The 21,743-nt window shown below is 54.8% G+C and carries 22 protein-coding genes; 13 read left to right on the top strand and 9 right to left on the bottom strand.

Features of this window, described 5'->3' with window-relative positions:
* The first annotated feature begins 4 nt into the window (after positions 1-4).
* Genes ugpA through ugpQ form a run of 4 tightly spaced genes read left to right on the top strand, consistent with a single transcriptional unit; the run spans position 5 to position 3,548 of the window.
* Complete coding sequence (ugpA, locus tag LK04_RS17460) at positions 5-892, top strand: sn-glycerol-3-phosphate ABC transporter permease UgpA (protein WP_039331705.1); 888 nt, start codon at positions 5-7, stop codon at positions 890-892.
* Complete coding sequence (ugpE, locus tag LK04_RS17455) at positions 889-1,734, top strand: sn-glycerol-3-phosphate ABC transporter permease UgpE (RefSeq protein WP_039331703.1); 846 nt, start codon at positions 889-891, stop codon at positions 1,732-1,734. Before ugpA ends, ugpE begins: the two co-directional genes overlap by 4 nt.
* Positions 1,735-2,808: a sn-glycerol-3-phosphate import ATP-binding protein UgpC gene (locus LK04_RS17450; RefSeq protein WP_039331701.1), complete on the top strand. Its 1,074-nt coding sequence runs from the start codon at positions 1,735-1,737 to the stop codon at positions 2,806-2,808.
* Positions 2,805-3,548, top strand: a complete 744-nt coding sequence (ugpQ, locus tag LK04_RS17445; RefSeq protein WP_039331700.1) for a glycerophosphodiester phosphodiesterase — start codon at positions 2,805-2,807, stop codon at positions 3,546-3,548. The genes LK04_RS17450 and ugpQ overlap by 4 nt, the downstream gene beginning before the upstream one ends.
* Here the strand turns inward: ugpQ and LK04_RS17440 are convergent.
* The gene (locus tag LK04_RS17440; RefSeq protein WP_039331699.1) at positions 3,545-3,820 is read right to left on the bottom strand and encodes a DUF2756 domain-containing protein; all 276 of its coding nucleotides are present in this window, start codon (positions 3,818-3,820) and stop codon (positions 3,545-3,547) included. The genes ugpQ and LK04_RS17440 overlap by 4 nt on opposite strands.
* A gap of 186 nt (positions 3,821-4,006) precedes the next feature.
* Between LK04_RS17440 and ggt the strand changes: the two genes are divergently transcribed.
* Positions 4,007-5,758: a gamma-glutamyltransferase gene (ggt, locus tag LK04_RS17435; RefSeq protein WP_039331698.1), complete on the top strand. Its 1,752-nt coding sequence runs from the start codon at positions 4,007-4,009 to the stop codon at positions 5,756-5,758.
* 62 nt (positions 5,759-5,820) lie between these two features.
* Here ggt and LK04_RS17430 read toward each other — a convergent pair whose 3' ends face one another.
* Both LK04_RS17430 and LK04_RS17425 read right to left on the bottom strand, forming a co-directional pair.
* Positions 5,821-6,312 (bottom strand): GNAT family N-acetyltransferase, encoded by a 492-nt coding sequence (locus LK04_RS17430; protein WP_039331697.1) that lies wholly within the window; start codon positions 6,310-6,312, stop codon positions 5,821-5,823.
* A gap of 228 nt (positions 6,313-6,540) precedes the next feature.
* Positions 6,541-8,112: an AbgT family transporter gene (locus LK04_RS17425; protein WP_039331695.1), complete on the bottom strand. Its 1,572-nt coding sequence runs from the start codon at positions 8,110-8,112 to the stop codon at positions 6,541-6,543.
* Positions 8,113-8,508: 396 nt separating this feature from the next.
* Here LK04_RS17425 and LK04_RS17420 point away from each other — a divergent pair, with 396 nt between their 5' ends.
* From LK04_RS17420 to gntU, 4 genes are all read left to right on the top strand, one after another.
* Positions 8,509-9,204: a pirin family protein gene (locus LK04_RS17420; protein ID WP_039331693.1), complete on the top strand. Its 696-nt coding sequence runs from the start codon at positions 8,509-8,511 to the stop codon at positions 9,202-9,204.
* Between the two features lie 167 nt (positions 9,205-9,371).
* A complete protein-coding gene (gntR, locus tag LK04_RS17415) occupies positions 9,372-10,367 on the top strand; it encodes a gluconate operon transcriptional repressor GntR (RefSeq protein ID WP_039331691.1) in 996 nt (331 codons plus the stop codon).
* Between the two features lie 140 nt (positions 10,368-10,507).
* Positions 10,508-11,044, top strand: coding sequence for a gluconokinase (gene gntK, locus LK04_RS17410; RefSeq protein WP_038649722.1), 537 nt, complete (start codon positions 10,508-10,510; stop codon positions 11,042-11,044).
* Positions 11,045-11,046: 2 nt separating this feature from the next.
* Complete coding sequence (gene gntU / locus LK04_RS17405) at positions 11,047-12,387, top strand: gluconate transporter (RefSeq protein WP_039331688.1); 1,341 nt, start codon at positions 11,047-11,049, stop codon at positions 12,385-12,387.
* Positions 12,388-12,480: 93 nt separating this feature from the next.
* Here gntU and LK04_RS17400 read toward each other — a convergent pair whose 3' ends face one another.
* The 6 genes from LK04_RS17400 to LK04_RS17375 form a co-directional block, all read right to left on the bottom strand.
* Complete coding sequence (locus tag LK04_RS17400; RefSeq protein WP_039331686.1) at positions 12,481-14,106, bottom strand: Na/Pi cotransporter family protein; 1,626 nt, start codon at positions 14,104-14,106, stop codon at positions 12,481-12,483.
* Positions 14,107-14,215: 109 nt separating this feature from the next.
* Positions 14,216-15,208 carry an ABC transporter ATP-binding protein gene (locus tag LK04_RS17395; RefSeq protein ID WP_039331684.1) on the bottom strand — a complete coding sequence of 331 codons (993 nt, stop codon included), beginning with the start codon at positions 15,206-15,208 and terminating at the stop codon, positions 14,216-14,218.
* A 2-nt stretch (positions 15,209-15,210) separates the two neighbouring features.
* Positions 15,211-15,996, bottom strand: a complete 786-nt coding sequence (locus LK04_RS17390; protein WP_039331682.1) for an ABC transporter permease — start codon at positions 15,994-15,996, stop codon at positions 15,211-15,213.
* Positions 15,997-15,999: 3 nt separating this feature from the next.
* Complete coding sequence (locus tag LK04_RS17385; protein WP_039331681.1) at positions 16,000-16,848, bottom strand: ABC transporter permease; 849 nt, start codon at positions 16,846-16,848, stop codon at positions 16,000-16,002.
* The gene (locus LK04_RS17380; protein ID WP_039331680.1) at positions 16,848-17,657 is read right to left on the bottom strand and encodes an alkaline phosphatase family protein; all 810 of its coding nucleotides are present in this window, start codon (positions 17,655-17,657) and stop codon (positions 16,848-16,850) included. Before LK04_RS17380 ends, LK04_RS17385 begins: the two co-directional genes overlap by 1 nt.
* A 110-nt stretch (positions 17,658-17,767) precedes the next feature.
* Positions 17,768-18,829 (bottom strand): ABC transporter substrate-binding protein, encoded by a 1,062-nt coding sequence (locus LK04_RS17375; protein WP_039331679.1) that lies wholly within the window; start codon positions 18,827-18,829, stop codon positions 17,768-17,770.
* Between the two features lie 224 nt (positions 18,830-19,053).
* Between LK04_RS17375 and LK04_RS17370 the strand changes: the two genes are divergently transcribed.
* From LK04_RS17370 to ubiA, 4 genes are all read left to right on the top strand, one after another.
* On the top strand, positions 19,054-19,752 hold the full coding sequence (locus tag LK04_RS17370; RefSeq protein ID WP_039331678.1) for a UTRA domain-containing protein: 699 nt from the start codon (positions 19,054-19,056) through the stop codon (positions 19,750-19,752).
* A 69-nt stretch (positions 19,753-19,821) separates the two neighbouring features.
* The gene (psiE, locus tag LK04_RS17365) at positions 19,822-20,232 is read left to right on the top strand and encodes a phosphate-starvation-inducible protein PsiE (RefSeq protein ID WP_039331675.1); all 411 of its coding nucleotides are present in this window, start codon (positions 19,822-19,824) and stop codon (positions 20,230-20,232) included.
* A gap of 88 nt (positions 20,233-20,320) precedes the next feature.
* On the top strand, positions 20,321-20,839 hold the full coding sequence (gene ubiC / locus LK04_RS17360; RefSeq protein WP_039331673.1) for a chorismate lyase: 519 nt from the start codon (positions 20,321-20,323) through the stop codon (positions 20,837-20,839).
* Positions 20,840-20,863: 24 nt separating this feature from the next.
* Positions 20,864-21,730, top strand: coding sequence for a 4-hydroxybenzoate octaprenyltransferase (gene ubiA, locus LK04_RS17355; RefSeq protein ID WP_197063326.1), 867 nt, complete (start codon positions 20,864-20,866; stop codon positions 21,728-21,730).
* Positions 21,731-21,743 lie beyond the last annotated feature (13 nt).

Here is a 21,743-nt window from a genome sequence, read left to right as displayed (position 1 = left end):
TGTTATGTCCTCATCACGCCCCGTTTTTCGCTCCCGTTTTCTGCCCTATTTGCTGGTCGCACCGCAGCTGGTGATCACCGCCATTTTCTTCCTGTGGCCTGCCGGGGAAGCACTGTGGTATTCGTTGCAAAGCATCGATCCCTTTGGCATATCCAGCACCTTTGTCGGTCTGGACAACTTCAAGCGCTTGTTTAATGACAGCTATTATCTCGACTCTTTCTGGACCACCATTGAGTTCAGCGCACTGGTCACGGTGTGCGGCATGACCTTCTCGCTGCTGCTGGCGGCGCTGGTTGATTACGTGGTGCGTCTGAAAAAGCTGTATCAAACCTTATTGCTGCTGCCTTACGCCGTTGCGCCCGTGGTGGCGGCCGTACTGTGGATGTTCCTGTTCAATCCCGGCCTTGGCCTGTTCAGCCACCTGTTGAACCAGATTGGCTACAACTGGAACTACGCGCAAAACAGTGGTCAGGCGATGTTCCTGATCGTGTTGGCCTCTATCTGGCAGCAGATGAGCTACAACTTCCTGTTCTTCTTCGCCGCGCTGCAGTCGATTCCAAAATCGCTGGTGGAAGCGGCGGCGATTGACGGCGCCGGACCGGTGCGCCGTTTCTTCAACCTGTCACTGCCGCTGATTACGCCAGTGAGTTTCTTCCTGCTGGTGGTTAACCTGGTGTATGCCTTCTTCGATACCTTCCCGGTGATCGATGCCGCCACGGGCGGTGGTCCGGTGCAGGCCACCACCACGCTGATTTACAAAATCTACCGTGAAGGCTTTACCGGGTTGGATCTCTCATCCTCTGCCGCCCAGTCGGTGGTGCTGATGCTGCTGGTGATTGGCCTGACCATCCTGCAATTCCGCTTTGTCGAGCGTAAGGTGCAATACCAATGATTGAAAATCGACGCGGGCTGGATATCTTCAGCCATACCTTGCTGGTGCTCGGCGTGCTGACCATTCTCTTCCCGCTGTACGTGGCGATTGTGGCGGCAACGCTGGATAACGAAGCGGTGTATCAGGTGCCGATGACGCTGGTGCCGGGTACGCACCTGTGGGACAACATCTCACGCATCTGGACTCAAGGGGTTAACGGCAGTGGTCCGGCATTTGGCATGATGATGATGAACAGCCTGATCATGGCGCTTGGCATCACCGTGGGCAAAATTGCGGTGTCGATGCTCTCCGCGTTCGCGCTGGTGTGGTTTCGCTTTCCGCTGCGCACGCTGTTCTTCTGGTTGATTTTCATCACGCTGATGTTGCCGGTTGAAGTGCGTATCTTCCCCACGGTAGAAGTGATTTCAAACCTGCACATGCTCGACAGCTACAGTGGCTTAACGCTGCCGTTGATGGCCTCTGCCACCGCCACCTTCCTGTTCCGCCAGTTCTTTATGTCACTGCCGGACGAACTGATTGAGGCGGCACGTATTGATGGCGCCAGCCCGATGCGTTTCTTCTGGGACATCGTGTTACCGCTGTCCAAAACCAATCTCGCCGCCCTGTTCGTGATCACCTTTATCTATGGCTGGAACCAGTATCTGTGGCCGCTGTTGATCATCAACGACCCTTCACTCAGCACCGCAGTGGCCGGGGTGAAAAGTATGATCAACACCAGCGGCGGCCCTACGCAGTGGAATGAAGTGATGGCGGCAATGTTATTAACCTTGATCCCACCGGTGGTGGTGGTACTCGTGATGCAACGTGCCTTTGTACGTGGCCTGGTGGAGAGTGATAAATAAATGGCAGGCGTAACCCTTCAGACCGTCACCAAATCGTATGACGGCAAAAATCAGATCATCCAGCCACTCAACATCACCATCAACGATGGCGAATTTATGGTGATGGTCGGCCCTTCCGGCTGCGGCAAATCAACGCTGCTGCGTATGGTGGCAGGCCTGGAACGTGTGACCTCGGGCGATATCTATATCGACGACAAACGCGTGACCAACATGGAACCGAAAGATCGTGGTATTGCCATGGTGTTCCAGAACTACGCGCTCTATCCGCATATGACGGTGGGCGAAAACATGGCGTATGGCCTGAAAATTCGCGGCATGGGCAAAGAGCAAATTGATCAGCGTGTGATGGAAGCGGCACGCAGTCTGGAGCTGGATCACCTGCTGGCGCGTCGTCCACGTGAGCTTTCTGGTGGCCAGCGTCAGCGTGTGGCGATGGGCCGCGCCATCGTGCGTGAACCGGCGGTATTCCTGTTTGATGAACCGCTGTCGAACCTTGATGCGCGCCTCCGTGTACAAATGCGCCTTGAGCTGCAACAGCTGCATCGTCGTCTGAAAACCACCAGCCTTTACGTGACGCACGATCAGGTGGAAGCGATGACGCTGGCACAGCGCGTCATGGTGATGAACAAAGGCGTTGTGGAGCAAGTCGGCACGCCAGTAGAAGTGTATGAACGCCCCGCCAGCCAGTTTGTCGCTTCCTTCATTGGTGCGCCAGCGATGAACCTGCTGCCAGGCCAGATCAACAGTGATGGCACCCGCTTTACACTGGATGCGCTCAACAGTTTGCCGCTGGGCGAAAGCAAAGCCAAATGGGCAAACCGCCCGCTGACGCTGGGTATTCGTCCTGAACATCTGGTGCTCAGCTCGCAAGCCGCTGGGGGAATCCCGCTGGTGGTGGATACACTGGAGATGTTAGGTGCGGATAACCTCGCACACGGTCGCATTGGCAATACGCGACTGGTGGTGCGTTTGCCACACAGCGAGCGTCCGGCATCGGGCAGCTCCTTGTGGCTACATCTGCCGCCAGATGCGTTACACTTCTTCGATTCTACCCATGGAAAGCGTCTGGAATGAGTGCAGAAAACTGGCCCTACCCACAGATTGTCGCCCATCGCGGCGGCGGTAAACTGGCCCCGGAAAATACCCTTGCGGCGATTGATGTCGGCGCGCAGTACGGTCATACCATGATCGAGTTTGATGCCAAGCTGTCAGAGGATAAGCAGGTATTCCTGCTGCATGACGACACGCTGGACCGCACCAGCAACGGCTGGGGAGTAGCAGGCGATCTGTCATGGAGTAAGTTGTCGCAGCTCGATGCGGGGAGCTGGTACAGCCGCGAGTATGAGGGCGAACCCCTGGCACTGTTGCGTGACGTGGCGGAACGCTGCCGTCAGCATCAGATGATGGCGAACATCGAGATCAAACCCACCACGGGCAAAGAGCAGGAAACCGGACGTGATGTGGCGCTAGCTGCCCGCGAACTCTGGCAGGGGCAAACGGCACCGCTGTTGTCTTCCTTCTCTTATGACGCACTGGAAGCGGCCAAGCAGGCGGTACCTGAACTGCCTCGCGGATTGCTGTTGGATGAATGGCACGATGACTGGTTGACGCTGACGTCGGCGCTGGGCTGTGTTTCCATCCATCTGAATCACAAATTGTTGGATGCTGAGCGCACCGCGCAGCTGAAAGTCGCCGGATTACACATTCTGGTGTACACCGTGAATCAGCCCGCGCGAGCGCGCGAGCTGTTAAACTGGGGTGTCGACGCCATCTGCACCGATCGCATCGACATTATCGGCCCGGACTTCCGTTAATTCCCGCTCTGCTGGCCCGGCTGCTGCTGAATCACGCGCTGCTGGGCACTGTCCCGCCGTTCCTGCATTTTGCGCTGCAATTCCTGATTTTGCTGTTGCTGATCCTGACGCAATTTTTGCTGCTGTTGCTGCTGCTGGACCTGCATTTGCGTCTGCATCCGTTGCTGGCTCGGGTTGTAGCCGGGTTTGTAGGGCTCGCTGGTGTTATTCAGCATATTCGCCATGCCACTCAGTGGCAGCAACGCGGCAATCACAATTAGCCATTTTTTCATGGTATTCCTCCATTAATGCAGCCTGCTGTGTGAGGGAGTGGCTGCATCTATAAGTTTATGCGATGTCACAAAGTCCATCACCAGGAGTGCACCGAATTTGGCTTACTGCTACAGTTTTCTATCGTGTTTGCAAACACTTGCATCAGTTCATAACAAATGTAAACAACTGAAAAGGATGATAGCAGGATGAGAAAACAGGGCAGCATGCGCCAGATTGGCTGGGCGTTACTCATGAGTTTTACCGTGGTGCAGGGCGCACAGGCCGCGCCTGCCAGCGCTCCGCCGGTCTCCTATGGCGTAGATAGCGATACCTTCCACCCGGTGAAGGCGAAGCACGGCATGGTGGCGTCCGTGGATGCGATAGCAACGGAAGTGGGCGTCGATATTCTTAAGCAGGGCGGTAACGCCGTGGATGCGGCGGTAGCGGTTGGATTTGCGCTGGCCGTGACGCATCCACAGGCCGGCAACCTGGGCGGCGGCGGATTTATGATGCTGCGTACCGCATCTGGCCGCACGACCGCCATCGACTTCCGTGAAATGGCTCCGGCCCGTGCCTCGCGCGATATGTTCCTCGATAAACAGGGCAACGCCGATCCGAAGTTATCGCTGACTTCGCACTTAGCCTCTGGCACGCCGGGCACCGTGGCGGGATTTGCGCTCGCCGCACAGAAATATGGCACCTTGCCATTGAGCAAACTGCTGGCTCCGGCAATCAAGCTGGCGCGTGACGGCATTATCGTCAACGATGCGCTGGCTGATGACCTGGCGACCTACGGTAAAGAGACTCTTATCAACCACGACAACAGCCGTGCGATCTTCTACAAAGCGGATGGTCAGCCTTATCAGAAAGGCGATCGTCTGGTGCAGAAGAACCTCGCGCACAGCCTGCAACTGATCGCTCAGCAGGGGCCAGATGCCTTCTACAAAGGCAAAATCGCCGATGAGATCGCGGGCGAAATGGCGCAGCACGGTGGTTTGATCGGTAAGCCGGATCTGGCCGCCTATCGCGCGGTGGAGCGCAAACCCGTGAGTGGCACCTATCGCGGCTATGAGGTGTTCTCCATGCCACCGCCATCATCGGGCGGTATTCATATCGTGCAGATCCTCAATATCCTGGAAAACTTCGATCTGGCGAAGTGGGGCTTTGGCAGCGCCGATGCGATGCAGGTGATGGCGGAAGCGGAGAAATACGCCTATGCCGATCGCTCGGAGTATTTGGGTGACCCTGATTTTGTCAAAGTGCCGCAGCAGGCGTTGACCAGCAAAGCCTACGCCAAAACCCTGGCGCAGCAGATCGACGTCAACAAAGCGCGTCCTTCCAGTGAAATCAAACCGGGTAAACTGGAACCTTACGAAAGCAACCAAACCACGCACTTCTCGGTGGTGGATAAAGATGGCAATGCGGTAGCGGTGACTTATACGCTGAATACCTACTTCGGTAGCGGCATTGTTGCCGGGCAGAGCGGCATCCTGATGAACAACGAAATGGATGATTTCTCCGCCAAACCGGGTACGCCAAACGTGTATGGCTTAGTGGGCGGTGAGGCCAATGCGGTGCAACCGGCCAAGCGTCCGCTGTCATCGATGTCACCGACGATTGTGGCGAAAGACGGGAAAACCTGGCTGGTGACCGGCAGCCCAGGCGGTAGCCGAATTATTACCACCGTGCTGCAAATGGTGGTGAACAGCATCGATTTCGGTATGAACGTAGCGGAAGCCACTAACGCGCCGCGCTTCCATCATCAGTGGTTGCCAGATCAGCTCCGCGTGGAGAAAGGCTTCAGCCCGGATACGCTGCGCTTGCTGGAGGCCAAAGGTCAGCATGTAAAAGTCCTGCCGGCGATGGGTAGCACACAGAGCATTATGATCGGGCCGGATGGTATGCGTTATGGCGCATCCGATCCGCGTTCGGTGGATGATTTGAGTGCGGGGTATTAGAAAAGTGGGGTCGCCACTAATGGCGACCCTTTTATAGGGTGCGCATTGATGCGCACCTGGATTTATTTCAATCGTGCCATGTAATGCGTATCAATCATTTCGCCATCGCGTATGGCAAAACGCTTCGCGGTGCCTTCAATCTCGAAGCCAAACTTCTGATACAAGCCAATCGCTTTGTGGTTATCGGCAAACACCGTTAACTCAATACGCGTTACCTGCAGCCAGTTGTCGCACAGGTCAATCATCGCCGCCATCAGCGCGGAGCCCACGCCACGACGGTGAAAAGCCGGATCAACACCCATGCCAATCGATGCCACGTGTCGACGACGCGCCACGGTGATCCCATCCAGCGTGAGTTGCCCTACCACTTGTTCATCAATGCAGGCCACCAGGCGGTGCTGACCAGGGCGCAGATCATTTAGGCGCTCCTGCCACAGCACAGGTGACTGATAAGGAAGATGCAGTGTGCCAGCCTGGGTCTCTGGCTGGCTATAAAGGCGGGTTAAGGCCGCAGCATCTTCGGGGGTGGCATGACGAACAGTGACTTGACTCATAAGGCGACTCCTTGTGCAAAGTGAATAAAATCCCCTTTAACATCAAGGAATTCTCGCAACGCGTCAATCAAAAATAAATCGCAAAAAGGGTTTACAGACGCGAATGATAATGATTATTATTGTCATGCGGACTCGGGGACGTCTCCTGACAACCGGGTAAGCACGACATTGCTCACATTGCTTCCAGTGTTTCTTAGCCAGCTCGGGTGCTGGCTTTTTTTTTGCCTCTTAAATGGTGTACCAGGTTGCCGCCCCCGGCCCGACCGGGAGATTGAACACAAATACCCACACCACGAACAGCAACGTCCAGCCAATCATAAACACCACGGAATAGGGCAGCATCATGGCCACTAAGGTGCCGATGCCCATATTACGACGATAGCGCGCCGCCACGGCCATAATTAAGCCGAAATAGCTCATCATTGGTGTGATCAAATTGGTGACGGAATCACCAATGCGATAAGCCGCCTGGATCACTTCCGGTGCGAAACCGACCAGCATTAACATCGGAACAAAGATCGGCGCGGTGACTGCCCACTGCGCAGAGGCGGAGCCAATCATCAGGTTGATGAAACCGCATATCATAATGAAGCACACAAACAGCAACGGTGCGCTCATATCCAGCGAAGAGAGCAGGTTGGCGCCTTTCACCGCCACCACGGTGCCGAAGTTGCTCCAGTTAAAGAAGGCGACAAACTGGGCGGCAAAAAATACCAGCACGATATACATGCCCATGCTGCTCATGCTGGTGGACATGGCATTGATCACATCTCGGTCGCTGCGCATATTTCCCATCATGCGGCCGTAGACGTAACCGGGAATGGCGAAGAACACGAAGATAAATACCACAATGCCTTTGAGGAAAGGCGAGCCCGCCAGCGTACCCGTTTTAGGGTTCAATAATACGCCATAACCCGGTATAACCGTCAGCGCCAGTATCAGCGTAACCCCTAAGACGGTCCAGCCTGCGCCTTTCAGTGCGCGGCGTTCAGCGGAAGAGAGTTCACCCATCTCACCGCGTACGGCGTCACCTTCGCTATCCTGATATTGCCCCAACTTGGGCTCGACAATGCTGTTGGTGATCCAGGTGCCTAATATTGAGATGAAGAAGGTGCTGGCGAACATAAAGTACCAGTTGACCTCTGGCCCAACGCTGTAAGTGGGGTCGATAATTTGCGCGGCGCTTTGGGTAATTCCTGACAGCAGTGGATCAATGGTACCCAGCAATAAGTTTGCACTGTAGCCTCCGGAAACCCCGGCGAAAGCGGCTGCCAGCCCGGCCAGCGGATGTCGTCCCAGTGAGTGGAAAATCATCGCTGCCAAGGGGATCAGCACCACGTAGCCAAGCTCAGCAGCAGTGTTAGAGACGATACCCGCGAACACCACCGTGAACGTGATCAGCTTTTTCGGCGCGTTGAACACCAAAGTGCGCATTGCGGCTGACAGCAGGCCTGATTGCTCGGCAATGCCGACGCCCAGCAGCGCGACCAGTACCGTGCCCAAAGGAGCAAAGCCAGTGAAATTGGTCACCAGATTGCTCACGATACGTTGCAGGCCCTCAGCGTTCATCAGGCTGACCACATGAATCATGCCATCTGCAGTGCGCCCTGCCGCACCTGCTGGCCGGGGATCAAGTACGCTCACGCCTAAGGAGGCCGCAATCGCCGATGTGACAACGATGATCAGTGAAAACAGGGCAAATAAGGTGATGGGGTGAGGGAGTAAATTGCCGAGCCATTCAACAGCATTTAAGAATCGCTCAATGGGACGTGGTGGCGTTGTATTGACTTGATCCGTCATGATCCTATCCTTTTTTATTCTTAAAGTCGTGCATGATAATGAAAGGATAAAAAACGCAAAGACGATAAAACCGAGTAATCATGACGTTAAAATCGAGTATTTAATTTATATTATTGTTAAGTATTAATATTTATTAAGAATTAATATGTTATTTAAAGATTTTATAAGTCTTTTTATCGCTAATAATGTGACTTAAAGCATGACTTGCATGAATTTTGTTCTGAAGTCGATATAAGTTAATTTTTTGACAGCATATCACTCATTTTCGTACCGGATTATTCGCCTGCAGGGTGCACAAATCATTTTCATATTATTTGAACAGAGGCGTGAAGTTTTTCAGCTATCAATAGATTCACCTCAGGTCCACACTGTAAAAAACATTGAGGAGAATTGAACATGATCTACGTACGCAAAGCTGAAGAACGCGGTCACGCCAATCACGGTTGGCTGGATAGCTGGCACACTTTTTCCTTCGCGGATTATTACGATGCCAACTTTATGGGCTTCTCCGCCCTGCGCGTTATCAATGAAGATGTGATTGATGGCGGTCAGGGTTTTGGTACTCATCCGCATAAAGACATGGAAATTCTAACCTATGTGCTTTCCGGTACGGTTGAGCATCAGGACAGCATGGGCAACAAAGAGCAGATCCCGGCAGGTGAGTTCCAGATCATGAGTGCGGGCACCGGCGTGCGTCACTCGGAATATAACGCCAGCGCCAGCGATCCGCTGCATCTGTATCAGATCTGGATCATTCCAGAGCGCAAAGGGATCGAGCCACGCTATGCGCAGCGCCGCTTTGCTGATGTCAAAGGCCGTCAGTTTGTGCTGTCACCGGATGAGCGTGAAGGTTCACTGAAAGTGTTCCAGGATATGACCTTATCGCGCTGGGTATTTGCTGAAGGTGAAACGGATGATGTGGCTATCGAAGTCGGCCGCCGCGTATGGATTCAGGTGGTGAAAGGTCTGGTGAGCGTGAATGGCGAGCAAGTCGGCACCAGCGATGCGTTGGCGATCTGGGATGAAAGCGCGCTGACGCTGACAGCCGACAGCGATGCCGAGATTCTGCTGTTTGATTTGCCGCCGGTGTAAGAGCTTGCCAGTGAAACCTGTTCGGTCGCCATAAATGGCGACCCTACGTTTTGGTGGCGTGCGCATTGATGTGCACCGGGTTGTGCGGGAATCTACGATTTTCCGCACAGCCTGAAAATGACAAAAAAATGATAGACTCATCGTATCTCTGACCTCAGGCGCATACGATGAAGAAGAAAAGACCGGTATTACAGGACGTTGCCGATCGCGTCGGCATCACAAAAATGACTGTCAGCCGCTACCTGCGTAACCCCGATCAGGTCTCTGCGGCACTGCGCGATAAGATCGCCGTGGCGCTTGATGAGCTGGGTTACATCCCTAACCGCGCCCCCGATATGCTCTCTAACGCTACCAGCCGGGCGATTGGTGTGTTACTGCCTTCACTTACCAACCAGGTTTTCGCCGACGTACTACGCGGTATCGAAACCGTCACCGATGAAGCCGGTTATCAAACGCTGGTGGCGCACTTCGGCTATAACCCACAGAAAGAAGAGCTACAGCTACGTTCACTGCTGGGTTGGAATATTGATGGCGTGATCCTCACTGAGCGCACCCACACACCAGGCACGCTGCGCATGCTGGAAGTGGCGGGCATCCCGGTGATTGAAATGATGGATTGCGTCACGCCATGCCTCGATATGGCGGTGGGTTTTGATAACGTCGAAGCCGCGCGTCAGATGACGCATGCTATCCTGAAAAAAGGCCATTCTCACACCGTTTACCTCGGTGCTCGTCTTGATGAACGTACCCTGCAAAAACAGCAGGGTTACGAGCAAGCGATGCGTGAAGCGGGATTAACCCCGCACAGTGTGATGATGGAAGATGCCTCTTCATTTAGCGCCGGTGCACAGTTGCTGCGTGAAGCGCAGAAGCGCCATCCCAAAACCGACAGTCTGTTCTGTACCAATGATGACCTGGCCGTGGGTGCGATGTTTGAGTGCCAGCGCCAGGGATTACGCGTGCCTGAGCAGATGGCGATTGCCGGTTTCCACGGCCACGATATTACGCAAGTGGTCACGCCGCGGCTTGCCACGGTGTTGACGCCGCGTGAGCGTATGGGGCGTGAATCAGCAGCGATGCTGCTGGCGCGGATTGGCGGTGATACCAGCGTGACTGAGCCACTGGATGTTGGGTTTGAAATTGCTGAAGGTGGCAGCATCTGATTTTGGCGATTATTTGAGTCAGTTCACACTTTCGTGCTTTTCCGCCTAACAAGGGTTGCCAGTCCTGCAGTGGGCTCCGACAATGATAATCAAATTTGTTATCGGTAACATTGGCAGGGCAACTGCCGGAGCGCAAAACAATGACTACGCCATCTCCATCGCACCACGTCTTTATCCTGATGGGCGTTTCCGGCAGCGGAAAGTCTGCTGTCGCTAACCAGGTTTCTCATCAGCTGAGCACCGCCTTCCTTGATGGAGATTTCCTCCATCCGCGCAGCAACATCATGAAAATGGCCGACGGTCATCCACTGGACGATAACGATCGTCAGCCGTGGTTGCAGGCACTGAATGATGCCGCGTTCGCCATGCAGCGCACCCAGGCCATTTCCATCATTGTTTGCTCGGCGCTGAAAAAGTCCTATCGCGACATCCTGCGTCAGGGCAATCAGAATCTGAAATTCATCTATCTGAAAGGTGATTTTGAGACGATTGAATCCCGTTTGAAAGCGCGTAAAGGTCACTTCTTTAAGCCGCAGATGCTGGTCACGCAGTTTGAAACCTTGCAAGAACCTGGGGCCGACGAGCCCGATGTACTGGTGGTTGATATTAATCATTCACTGGATGAAGTCGTTGCGGCCACGGTTGCGACCATTGAGGAAGCAATCAACAAGGGTTAGTGATGAGTACCGCAACGCTGGTGTTAACCGCAGCAGGCTCTGTCCTGCTGCTGCTGTTTTTGGTGATGAAAGCGCGTATGCACGCCTTTGTCGCCCTGATGTTAGTCTCGATTGGTGCCGGTCTGTTCTCTGGCATGCCGCTGGATAAAATTGCCGACACCATGCAAAAAGGCATGGGGGGAACGCTCGGGTTTCTCGCCATTGTGGTGGCGCTGGGCGCGATGTTTGGCAAAATCCTGCATGAAACCGGCGCGGTCGATCAGATTGCTATCCGTATGCTGAAAGCCTTTGGTGAAAACCGCGCGCACTACGCGATGGGGATCGCCGGATTGATCTGTGCGCTGCCGCTGTTCTTTGAGGTGGCGGTGGTGTTGCTGATTAGCATCGCTTTTGCGGTGGCTCGGCGTACTCAAGGCAATCTGGTCAAGCTGGTGATTCCGCTGTTTGCCGGGGTAGCGGCCTCGGCGGCTTTTCTCCTGCCAGGACCTGCGCCGATGCTGCTGGCTTCACAGATGCACGCGGATTTTGGCTGGATGATACTGCTCGGTCTGTGTGCGGCGATTCCGGGCATGCTGATCGCGGGGCCGCTGTTCGGTAACTTCATTGCCCGCCATGTCAGCTTCAGTGCGCCGCCCGAAGATCATCAACCAGAAGTGGAAGAGGGCAAGTTGCCGTCGTTTGGCTTCAGTCTGGCACTGATTCTGTTCCCGTTGCTGTTGGTCGGCCTGAAAACCATTGGTGCGCGCTTTACCACGCCGGATTCACGCTTGTATGAGTGGCTGGAGTTTATCGGCCATCCTTTCACCGCCATCCTGCTGGCGTGCCTGGTGGCGATTTATGGCCTGGCCTATCGTCAGGGCATGGATAAAGAGAAGGTGATGCAAGTGTGCGGCAGCGCACTGCAACCGGCGGGGATTATTCTGCTGGTGATCGGTGCAGGCGGCGTGTTTAAGCAGGTGCTGGTGGATTCTGGCGTGGGCCCGGTATTGGGCCACGCGCTGACCGGTGCCGGGATGCCGATTGCGCTGGCGTGCTTTATTCTTTCTGGCGCAATCCGTGTGATTCAGGGGTCAGCAACCGTTGCCTGTTTAACCACGGTTGGTTTAGTGATGCCGGTGATTGAGCCGCTGCACTACAGCGGCGCGCAGCTGGCGGCACTGTCGATCTGTATCGGCGGCGGTTCAATCATTATCAGCCACGTGAACGATGCCGGGTTCTGGCTGTTTGGCCGCTTTACCGGGGCAACCGAAGGTGAAACGCTGAAGACCTGGACGCTGATGGAAACCATCCTTGGCACCACCGGTGCGATTGTCGGGATGATCGCGTTTAGCTTGTTGTCGTAATTTATCCAGGTGCGCATTAATGCGCACCCTACAAAACCCCAGGGTCGCCATTTATGGCGACCAGCCAGGCATCGTACCTGGCGGTGCGCCCTTTCAATCCTCTTCCCGCTCATCATCCGGCTGGTCCAGCACCGTATACGCCACCGCGCAGAACAGCGAATTCAGGCGCTTCATATCCCCTAATAACCCCAGATGCAGCGAACTGGTTTCAATGCTCTGCACGTTCTGTTGATGCAAGCGCTCAACGTGCGCATGTGAGAAGCGGCGAATCAGAATGCGAAAACGGTGCTTGGAGCGACGCAGACGCTTCGCGCTGGTGATGTCCTTGGACAAAAATACCGACAAGCTGAGGCGAAGGTTATTCACCACCTGCTCTTGTAAAGTGTTCAGCTCTTCCAGACCTTCCGTCGAGAAAGCGCGGCGGGCGTGCAGAGATTTATCTGCCACGTCCGCACACATGCGTTCAATGATATCGCCTGCCTGTTCAAGGTTTAACGCCATCTCAATGATTTCTGCCCAGCGGCGGGAGTCTTCCTCGGCGAGGTCCTCTTTTGGCATGCGCGCCAGATAAAGTTTGATCGCGGTATACAGCACATCGACATCATCATCCAGTCGCCGCACGGCGCGCTCTTCACGCAATTCGCCGTGTACCACCTTATTGAACGATTCCATCATCTGTTCCACCACATCACCAATACGCAGCGTTTCGCGTGAGGCATTAGCCAGCGCCAGCGCGGGGGTATCCAGGGCGCTGCTGTCGAGGTGTTTCGGTTTTAAATGGGTCTCATTGTCTGGGTCGTCTGCGATCATCCGTCGGCACAGTCGCGCCATCGGTTCGGCAAAGGGCACCATCATCAGACAGCGAATCAGGTTGTAGAAGACGTGGAAGAAGATCACCAACTCTTCATCGTTCACCGGCAGTTTATCCAGCACATCGGCAACGTAATTCACCAACGGCAGAATCGCCAGGCTGCCAATCAACTTAAACAGTAGGCTGCCGAGCGCGACACGCTTGCCTGCGGCATTTGAGCCACTGGCATTGATCATCGCCAGTAAGCCGCTGCCGAGGTTAGCCCCGATCACCAGACAGAGTGCGACTTTAAAAGAGATCACGCCTGCCGCCGTGAGTGTCGCGGTAATCAGGACTGCAGCGAGGCTGGAATAACTGATGATGGCAAACACCGCACCGATCAGTGCATCCAGCATGATGTCGCCGGTCAGCGTGGAGAACAGCACCTGTACGCCAGCCGCTTGGGTAATGGGCTTGGCAGCGGCGACAATCAGTTGCAGCGCCAGCAAAATCAGCCCCAGGCCAATCGCTGCTCGGCCCATTTGTCCGGCACGCGTCTGCTTACGACTGAGGAAAAACACCACGCCAAAGAAGATAAACAGCGGGGAGAGCCAGGAGAGATCGAAGGTCAGTATGCGCGCCATAATGGCGGTACCAACATCCGCGCCGAGCACCACCACCAGCGCGGGGGTGAGACTCACCAGATTCTGCGCCACAAACGAGGTGACGAGTAAGGTGGTGGCGTTACTGCTTTGTACCAGCGCGGTAACGCCAATGCCCGCGAGGAACGCCATCGGCTTCCTTTCCACGCTGCGACTGAGCACGCGCCGTAAATCGGCACCGTAAACACGCATGATGCCGGTACGCACAATGTGCGTGCCCCACACCAGCAGGGCCACAGCAGACAAGAGATTGAGTAGGGTTAACACGTTGGCTGGCTCCTCTTCCGTCAGGCTGTAATCATGCGGTTAGCCGCCTGACGGTGAGCGCAACCGGGACAAATTTCTGCCGCGTTGCGTTGCCAATTTTTCGTTAAATTTAAGCGACCTGGCGCAACGTCGACATCTCTAACTGTAGACCAATTTGCATGCCAGCAGGGTGCAAATCTGCCACGCTGCGGTTCAGCACATCGACCGATAACTCGACATTGTTCGCTAAAACACGATAGCGGATCACGTTACCCAGCAGACTGTGGCTGATGATGGTGGCTGGAATCCCCTCCTGCGGTGCACTCAAGCGGATCGATTCAGGGCGAATCGCCACCTGGCCGCTAAAGGTCTGTCCGGTGAGTTGTGTCGCCTGTTCAGCACTCAGCAGGTTGTAGTTGCCAATAAAACCGGCGGCAAACAGGTCGGCAGGCTGAGTGTAGAGCGCTTCAGCATTGCCGTTTTGCACGATTTTGCCACGGTTCATCAACACGATACGGTCCGACAGCGTCAGCGCTTCTTCCTGATCGTGGGTGACGAAAATGGTGGTGAGCTTCAGCTCCTGCTGAATATGGCGAATCTGTTCGCGCAGATGGCGGCGAATACGGGCATCAAGGGCGGAAAGCGGTTCGTCCAGCAACAGCAGGCGCGGGCGCGTCACCAGCGAACGCGCAAGGGCCACGCGCTGGCATTGACCACCGGAAAGTTGATGGGGATAGCGGCGGGCGAAATCGGTGAGTTCCACCAGCGCCAGCGCTTCCATCACACGCTTTTGGATATCGCTGCTGCCCAGCTTTTGCATTTTCAGGCCGAATGCCACGTTCTTCTCGACTGTCATATTGGGGAACAGCGCGTAGCTCTGGAACACCATACCGATGGTGCGCTTCTGCGGCGGCAACGGCACGATATCCTGACCCTGTAACAGAATTTTCCCGCTATCCACATCGGTTAACCCGGCGATGCAGCGCAGCAACGTGGATTTGCCGCAGCCGCTGGGGCCGAGCAGGGTCACAAACTCGCCTTCCTCGGCGCTGAAATCGATATTTTCAAAGATGCTGGTAGGGCCGTAGCTTTTGTTCAGCTGGGTGACGTTCAGATAACTCATGGTCAGCCTCGTTCAGGATTGAGGGCATTCGCCAGCCAGGTGACCAGCAGGACGACAGCAAAATAGGAGATCACTAAGGCACTGGTGAAGTGGCCGCTGCCATTGCGCATGTTATAGAGATAAACCTGCAAGGTTTCATAGCGGGTGCCGACCAGCAGGTTAGCGAATACAAACTCACCTATCAGGAAAGAGAACGACAGCAACACGGCAATGAACACCCCTTTGCGCAGGTTAGGCAGCACCACAAACAGGGCGGCCTGCCAGGTGCTGGCACCCAGCAGGTGTGAGGCATCAATCAGCTCTTTTAGGTTGATGGCCTGCATGTTGTTGGCGATAGCGCGATAGATAAATGGCAGGGCAATGGTGAAGTAGCAGCCAATCAGAATCCACGGCGTGCCAGTGATCATTAACGGCGACGATGAATAAAGCTGCAGTAAACCTACTGACGACACCACCGGCGGCACGGCAAACGGCATCAGAATCAGCACGTTCATCACCGCATCCAGTCTTGGATAATAGTAAGCGATTACAAACATCGCAGGCAGCACCAGCACTAAGGAGAACAGCAAAGCGCCGAAGCAAATCAGCAGCGAATGGCCGAGTGCCGTCAGGAAACGGGGATCGCTCCACAGCGCCGTTAGCCACTTCAGGGTAAAGCCCTGCGGCAGAATGGTGTCGCTCCAGTCCGTGGAGATGCCATACAGCAGCGTCGCCAGCAGCGGCGCGGCCAGGATGATCAGCAGTAGCCAGATAATCAGGCGATGGTAAATTTTTTCCGCGCGAGACACGTTCTACTCCTGTGATTTCGCGTTGAGATAACTGCGGCGCACCAGATACTGCTGCACCACGGTAATCAGCGCCATGATCAGCACCAGTAGCATTGCCAGCGCCCCGCCGGTATTTGGGTCGAGTGAGATATCACCTGACACCAGCGCGGCAATACGGACCGGTACTACGTTAAAGTTGCCGGTGGTCAACGCATAAATGGTGGCGTAGGCACCCAGCGCGTTGGCCAGCAGAATGACGAAAGTACCCAGTAGTGCCGGGAACAGAATCGGTAAACCGATATGCCACCAGTAGCGCCAGCGGCTGGCACCGAGCAACGCAGCCGACTCTTCCCAGTCTTTGCGCAATCCATCAAAAGCGGGATAGAGCAGCAGAATGCCGAGTGGGATCTGGAACCAGGTATACACCAGCACCATGCCGTCACGGGAAAACAGTTTAAACCCCTCCAGCATGCCGTAATGGCGCAGCAGCAGCGTCAGGCAGCCGTTTATCCCCAGCAAAATGACGAAGGCAAAGGCCAGCGGTACGCCGGCGAAGTTACTGGTCATGTTGGTGAATGACGTCAGGAAGCGTTGAAAACGGCCTTCGCCCAGTTGATGCAGCGAATACCCGGCAATCAGTGAAATCAGCAGGCCGTAAATGCTCGACCATATGGAGATGTCGAGTGACAGGCGAAACGCCTGCAGATAAAACGGCGAGGTGAGGATATCGCTATAGTTATCAATACCCCAGCGCTCATTCATGTCGCTCCAGAAGCTGTTGATGGCAATCCATAACAACGGCGCGAGCTGGAAGGCGACCCAGAAAATGGCGAACGGGATGAGCAACAGCGAGGCGAGGGTTTTGCCCTTCATTATTGCGGCTCCGCCAGCAGGCCACGGCATACCGGTTTATCGTGTGGGACGCCAAGCAAAGAGCAGACGATACCGCACAATTCGGTCTGCTGCGGTTCAAGGTCGGGCTGGCGTGAGAAGCCTGCGCCGAACACAAACAGCGGCACCTGCGTCTCTTCCGGTAGAATCCCGCCATGCGATCGGTCATCGTTCATGCCGTGATCGGCGGTGACAATCACCTGATAGCCCGCAGCCAGCCAGCCCGGCATCCATTGCGATAAGTAACCATCAGCCATGCGTGCGCGGTTGCGATATTGCGGCGATGACAGGCTGTGCTTATGGCCGGCATCGTCAATATTCATCGGGTGAATCAGTAAAAAGTCGGGATCGTGATTAAGACGCAAACTCTCGGCATCTTCAAACAGGTGGGAGTCGGGATAACCGTCGTCCCAGTAGAAATGGCCGTACTGAATCGGCAGTTCAGGCGCGAGGGTGTGGCGATCGCGCGCGGCATTAAACGGAGATTGATTGTAAAGCTCACTCACCCAGTGATACGCCGCTGCGGCCGTGGTTAATCCGGCTGCACGTGCATAGTGGAAGATGCTGCGCTGGTTACTTAAGCGGTTAACGCCGTTATGAATAATCCCGCTCTGCACCGGCGGAATCCCGGTAAGTATGCATTCATACAGCGGGCGCGACAGCGAAGGCAGCTCGCAGGTTAAGGTGTAATATTGGCCGTTACCCTGTTTGCATTCCGCGAACAGATAGCCCATCGCATGCTGCGCCACCTGATTGCTCAGCCCATCCAGTACCACCAGGATTGTTTTCATTCCCGTTCCTTACATCATTCAAATTGCCGGCACTATGCGTAGCGGCGCAATTCATTGCGCATTGATTAACGATATGCGCGATAAATCGCGCCGCTACGGCGTGTGCAAAATTACTGCTTCATATTAATGATGACGTTCTCTTGCCACAGACGCGGCAGCATTTTGGAGGTCTTATCCCATGCAGCCTGGTCTTTGATCGGACGGGCATTTTTATACTCAGACTGCGGCAGCAGTTTGGCCTGCACATCGGCTGGCAGGGTTAAATGCTCGGCACGAATCGGACGTGCATAGCCTTTTGCCAGGTTAATCTGACCTTCATCGGACAGGATATATTCACGCGTCAGCTTGGCGGCGTTCGGGTGTTTGGCGTATTTGTTGATGATGGTGGTATAGCCGGAAATCACCGAACCATCAGATGGGATCACCACTTCGTAGCGATTTTTGTCAATCTGATCGCGGTAGTTCAGACCGTTAAAGTCCCATACCACGGCAACCTGAATCTCGCCTTTCTCAATGTTGGCAATCACCGGATCGGTCACGCCCAAACGGCCTTCTTTTGCCAGCTCACCGAAGAAATTCAGCGCCGGTTTCAGGTTCTTCTCATCACCGCCCATCGCATAGTTAGCGGCCAGTACGCCGTTAGCCGCCTGAGCAGCCACGCCGACGTCACCGATAGTAACCACATACTTACCTTTCTTCAGATCGGCCCAGCTGTGCGGTGCATCTTTCACCTGCTGCTTGTCGATCAGGAAAGCGATGGTGCCGGTGTAAGCCAGCATCCAGTTGCCTTCGCTGTCTTTCGCCCAGCTCGGGATCTGATCCCAGTGCGTAGGTTTATAAGGCTGTGCCAAACCTTTGGTGACCGCGATAGGGCCAAAGGCCGCGCCCACATCACCGATATCGGCGCTGGCGTTCTCTTTCTCTGCATCAAATTTCGCCAACTCCTGCGCAGACGACATATCAGTGTCGCTGTGCTTCAGGCCATATTTGCTGCTGATGTCATTCCATGTGTCTTTCCAGTTTGCCCAGCTATCTGGCATACCCACGCTATTGACTTGTCCTTCAGCACGCGCGGCTTTTTCCAGCGCGGCAAGGTCGTTATCGGCGGCGTGCGCGGCGGGCAGCGCAAGCAGTACGGCACTGGCTACTACAGAGGAGATAAACGCTTTCATCTCAGTGGCTCCGGGTGTAAGTTGTGGGACGTCTTGGTCTAGTCCAGCAAGAACCGAGCCAATTTAGCCCGATCAGATGAAGGTTTTATGACCATGGTGGTGAAATGTGGTGTGGCACGTAGCTCCACATGCGGATACGGCGCGCTAAAGCGTGGGATATGCTTGTCATATTGTAGTCATCGAACTGTCATAGTGCAGATATTGCACTAATAAGAGGCTGTAAAATGTCGTCGAAAACGGCGGACGTGATTGCCGCAGCATTGTGCGAACGCATTGAAAACGGTGAATTTGCCAGCGGACGCCTGCCAGCAGAGCGGAACCTGAGCGAACACTACTCCACCACGCGCATTACGCTGCGTGAAGCGCTTGGCTTGCTGGAAGTGCAGGGGATTATTTATCGCGAACTGCGTCGCGGTTGGTTTCTGGCGCCCCCGCGGCTGGTCTATAACCCGGCTCATCACAGCCATTTTCATGCGATGGCCGCTGAGCAGGGACGGGTGGCGACCACCGAAGTGATTGAAGCGCGGGAAGTGCCTGCACAGCTGGCTATCGCGCGGCATTTAAATCTGCTGGAGGGTGACAAGGTTTACCGCATCCGCCGCTTGAGACGCATTGATGGCCGTGCGGTGTTGTATGTTGAGCACTACCTCAACCCGGCATTTTTCCCCGGTCTATTAGATGAAGACCTCACGCGTTCCCTCACAGACCTTTACGATCAGCGTTACGGCATTCGTTACGGTGGCGCGCGTTTCACCATTCTTCCCGGACCGCTACCCGCAAGAGCCGCACCCGCGCTGAATGTGGCCAGTGGGACGCCAGGTTTGCTGATCACCCGCATCAACCGCGATCGGCAGCGCAGGGTGATCGATTGCGATTGTGAGTACTGGCGCTACGACGCGCTCTGTGTGGATGTTGATGTGTAGCATATTGTGATTTCGATCACACTACAGCATGATAGCGCCAGAGAGTTCTCGTACGATAAGGCGCAAAAAATGACAACAAAATCAGCACCGGGGCAGCTTATTGCTTCGGTATTGCAGTGGGTTCTGAATATTGGCCTGGTGATTCTGGCCATCATCCTCGTGGTGTTTTTGGGGAAAGAGACGATTCATTTAGCCACGGTACTGTTCAGCACCGGTGAGCAGGCCTCTTCTTACCTGCTGATTGAAGGGATCGTCATCTACTTTCTCTATTTCGAATTTATCGCGCTGATCGTGAAGTATTTTCAGTCGGGCTATCACTTCCCGCTGCGTTATTTTATTTATATCGGTATCACCGCGATTATCCGCCTGATCATCGTTGACCATAAAAATCCGTTCGATACGCTCTATTATTCGGCGGCGATTCTGATTCTGGTGATCACGTTGTGGCTGGCGAACAGCAATCGCTTAAAGCGCGAATAACATCTTCTTCCTGACGTGGCACAACCAACAGTGCCACGTCGGTTTCTCTGCGCTAAACTAGGGCAACTTTTTTTCCGGAGATGTCCTGATGTCGCATCAAGCGCTGCGCCAGTTACGCGCACTGCACTGGCTGCCAGCCTCTTCCCCCTTACTCTCGCCCCCATTACTTGGCTGGTTGCTGGAAGAAGACTCGATGACGCGTCGTTTCGAGCAACATTGCCAGAAAGTCACGGTTGAACTGATCCGCGAAAGCTTTATCCGTGCCGACGAAATGGCGCAAGAAGCGAAGTTCCTGCCTGCCGACGAACGATTTTGGCTGCGTGAGATCGTGCTCTGCGGTGATGGTGAGCCTTGGTTAATTGGCCGTACGGTGGTGCCTGAAAGCACGCTGAATGGCCCCGAGCTGATGCTGCAAAATCTCGGCACCCGTCCGCTGGGTCGCTATTTGTTTGCTTCCTCAACCCTTAGCCGTGATTTTATCGATCCCGGTCAGGTCGAGGATTTATGGGGACGCCGTTCTCGCCTGCGTTTGTCGGGCAAGCCGCTGATGTTAACTGAACTGTTTTTACCGGCGTCGCCGCTGTATCGCGCGCTGGATCAAGGATAAAGGACTGTGGAAAAAACCTTAACCATGACCAAATGGCAGGCCTATCGCCGCCTGATGCGCATTGATAAGCCGATTGGCACCCTGCTGCTGATGTGGCCAACGATGTGGGCACTGTGGCTGTCAGGCATGGCCGTGCCGCCGTTGTCTGTGCTGGTGGTGTTTGTGCTGGGTGTGTTTGTCATGCGTGCTGCGGGATGTGTCATTAATGACTACGCGGATCGCAAAGTTGACGGCTACGTTAAACGCACGGCTTCGAGGCCGCTGGCGAGTGGCGCGGTGACGGAGAAAGAGGCCAAGATACTGTTCGTGTTGCTCGGTCTGTTGGCGTTTGCGCTGGTACTGACCATGAATCGCATGACGATTCTGCTGTCATTTGGCGGCCTGGCGCTGGCGTGGGTTTACCCGTTTATGAAGCGCTTTACCCATTTGCCGCAGGTGGTTTTGGGCGCAGCCTTTGGCTGGGCAATTCCGATGGGATGGGCGGCAGTTAGTGAGTCCTTACCACTTGTTTGTTGGCTGGTATTCTTTGCGAACATCTGCTGGACAGTGGCCTATGACACCCAATACGCGATGGTCGATCGTGATGATGACCTGAAGATTGGCGTGAAATCCACGGCGATTCTGTTTGGGCGATACGACAAGCTGATCATTGGCTTGTTGCAGCTGGCGACGCTGGGCCTGATGGCGCTGGTGGGTTGGATGCTGAGTCTGAATGGCGCGTTTTACTGGTCATTGTTGCTGGCGGGTGCTTTATTTGTGCATCAGCAAAAGCTGATTGCCCAGCGCGAGCGCGATCCCTGCTTCCAGGCGTTCCTGAATAACAACTATGTGGGTTTGGTGATGTTTATCGGGGTGTTGCTGAATACCCAGCCGTTTATTGACCTGTTTTGATTGCAGGGGCGGC

Source organism: Pantoea vagans, assembly GCF_001506165.1.
In the GTDB taxonomy this organism is placed as follows: Bacteria; Pseudomonadota; Gammaproteobacteria; order Enterobacterales; family Enterobacteriaceae; genus Pantoea; species Pantoea vagans_C.
This window is presented reverse-complemented; position numbering and strand designations above follow the sequence as displayed.

What these genes read in the sequence shown, in the direction of transcription:
- ugpA (WP_039331705.1), top strand. Translation starts at nt 5, where the DNA reads ATGTCCTCATCACGCCCCGTTTTTCGCTCCCGTTTTCTGCCCTATTTG.
- ugpE (WP_039331703.1), top strand. Translation starts at nt 889, where the DNA reads ATGATTGAAAATCGACGCGGGCTGGATATCTTCAGCCATACCTTGCTG.
- LK04_RS17450 (WP_039331701.1), top strand. Translation starts at nt 1,735, where the DNA reads ATGGCAGGCGTAACCCTTCAGACCGTCACCAAATCGTATGACGGCAAA.
- ugpQ (WP_039331700.1), top strand. Translation starts at nt 2,805, where the DNA reads ATGAGTGCAGAAAACTGGCCCTACCCACAGATTGTCGCCCATCGCGGC.
- LK04_RS17440 (WP_039331699.1), bottom strand. Translation starts at nt 3,820, where the DNA reads ATGAAAAAATGGCTAATTGTGATTGCCGCGTTGCTGCCACTGAGTGGC.
- ggt (WP_039331698.1), top strand. Translation starts at nt 4,007, where the DNA reads ATGAGAAAACAGGGCAGCATGCGCCAGATTGGCTGGGCGTTACTCATG.
- LK04_RS17430 (WP_039331697.1), bottom strand. Translation starts at nt 6,312, where the DNA reads ATGAGTCAAGTCACTGTTCGTCATGCCACCCCCGAAGATGCTGCGGCC.
- LK04_RS17425 (WP_039331695.1), bottom strand. Translation starts at nt 8,112, where the DNA reads ATGACGGATCAAGTCAATACAACGCCACCACGTCCCATTGAGCGATTC.
- LK04_RS17420 (WP_039331693.1), top strand. Translation starts at nt 8,509, where the DNA reads ATGATCTACGTACGCAAAGCTGAAGAACGCGGTCACGCCAATCACGGT.
- gntR (WP_039331691.1), top strand. Translation starts at nt 9,372, where the DNA reads ATGAAGAAGAAAAGACCGGTATTACAGGACGTTGCCGATCGCGTCGGC.
- gntK (WP_038649722.1), top strand. Translation starts at nt 10,508, where the DNA reads ATGACTACGCCATCTCCATCGCACCACGTCTTTATCCTGATGGGCGTT.
- gntU (WP_039331688.1), top strand. Translation starts at nt 11,047, where the DNA reads ATGAGTACCGCAACGCTGGTGTTAACCGCAGCAGGCTCTGTCCTGCTG.
- LK04_RS17395 (WP_039331684.1), bottom strand. Translation starts at nt 15,208, where the DNA reads ATGAGTTATCTGAACGTCACCCAGCTGAACAAAAGCTACGGCCCTACC.
- LK04_RS17385 (WP_039331681.1), bottom strand. Translation starts at nt 16,848, where the DNA reads ATGAAGGGCAAAACCCTCGCCTCGCTGTTGCTCATCCCGTTCGCCATT.
- LK04_RS17380 (WP_039331680.1), bottom strand. Translation starts at nt 17,657, where the DNA reads ATGAAAACAATCCTGGTGGTACTGGATGGGCTGAGCAATCAGGTGGCG.
- LK04_RS17375 (WP_039331679.1), bottom strand. Translation starts at nt 18,829, where the DNA reads ATGAAAGCGTTTATCTCCTCTGTAGTAGCCAGTGCCGTACTGCTTGCG.
- LK04_RS17370 (WP_039331678.1), top strand. Translation starts at nt 19,054, where the DNA reads ATGTCGTCGAAAACGGCGGACGTGATTGCCGCAGCATTGTGCGAACGC.
- psiE (WP_039331675.1), top strand. Translation starts at nt 19,822, where the DNA reads ATGACAACAAAATCAGCACCGGGGCAGCTTATTGCTTCGGTATTGCAG.
- ubiC (WP_039331673.1), top strand. Translation starts at nt 20,321, where the DNA reads ATGTCGCATCAAGCGCTGCGCCAGTTACGCGCACTGCACTGGCTGCCA.
- ubiA (WP_197063326.1), top strand. Translation starts at nt 20,864, where the DNA reads ATGACCAAATGGCAGGCCTATCGCCGCCTGATGCGCATTGATAAGCCG.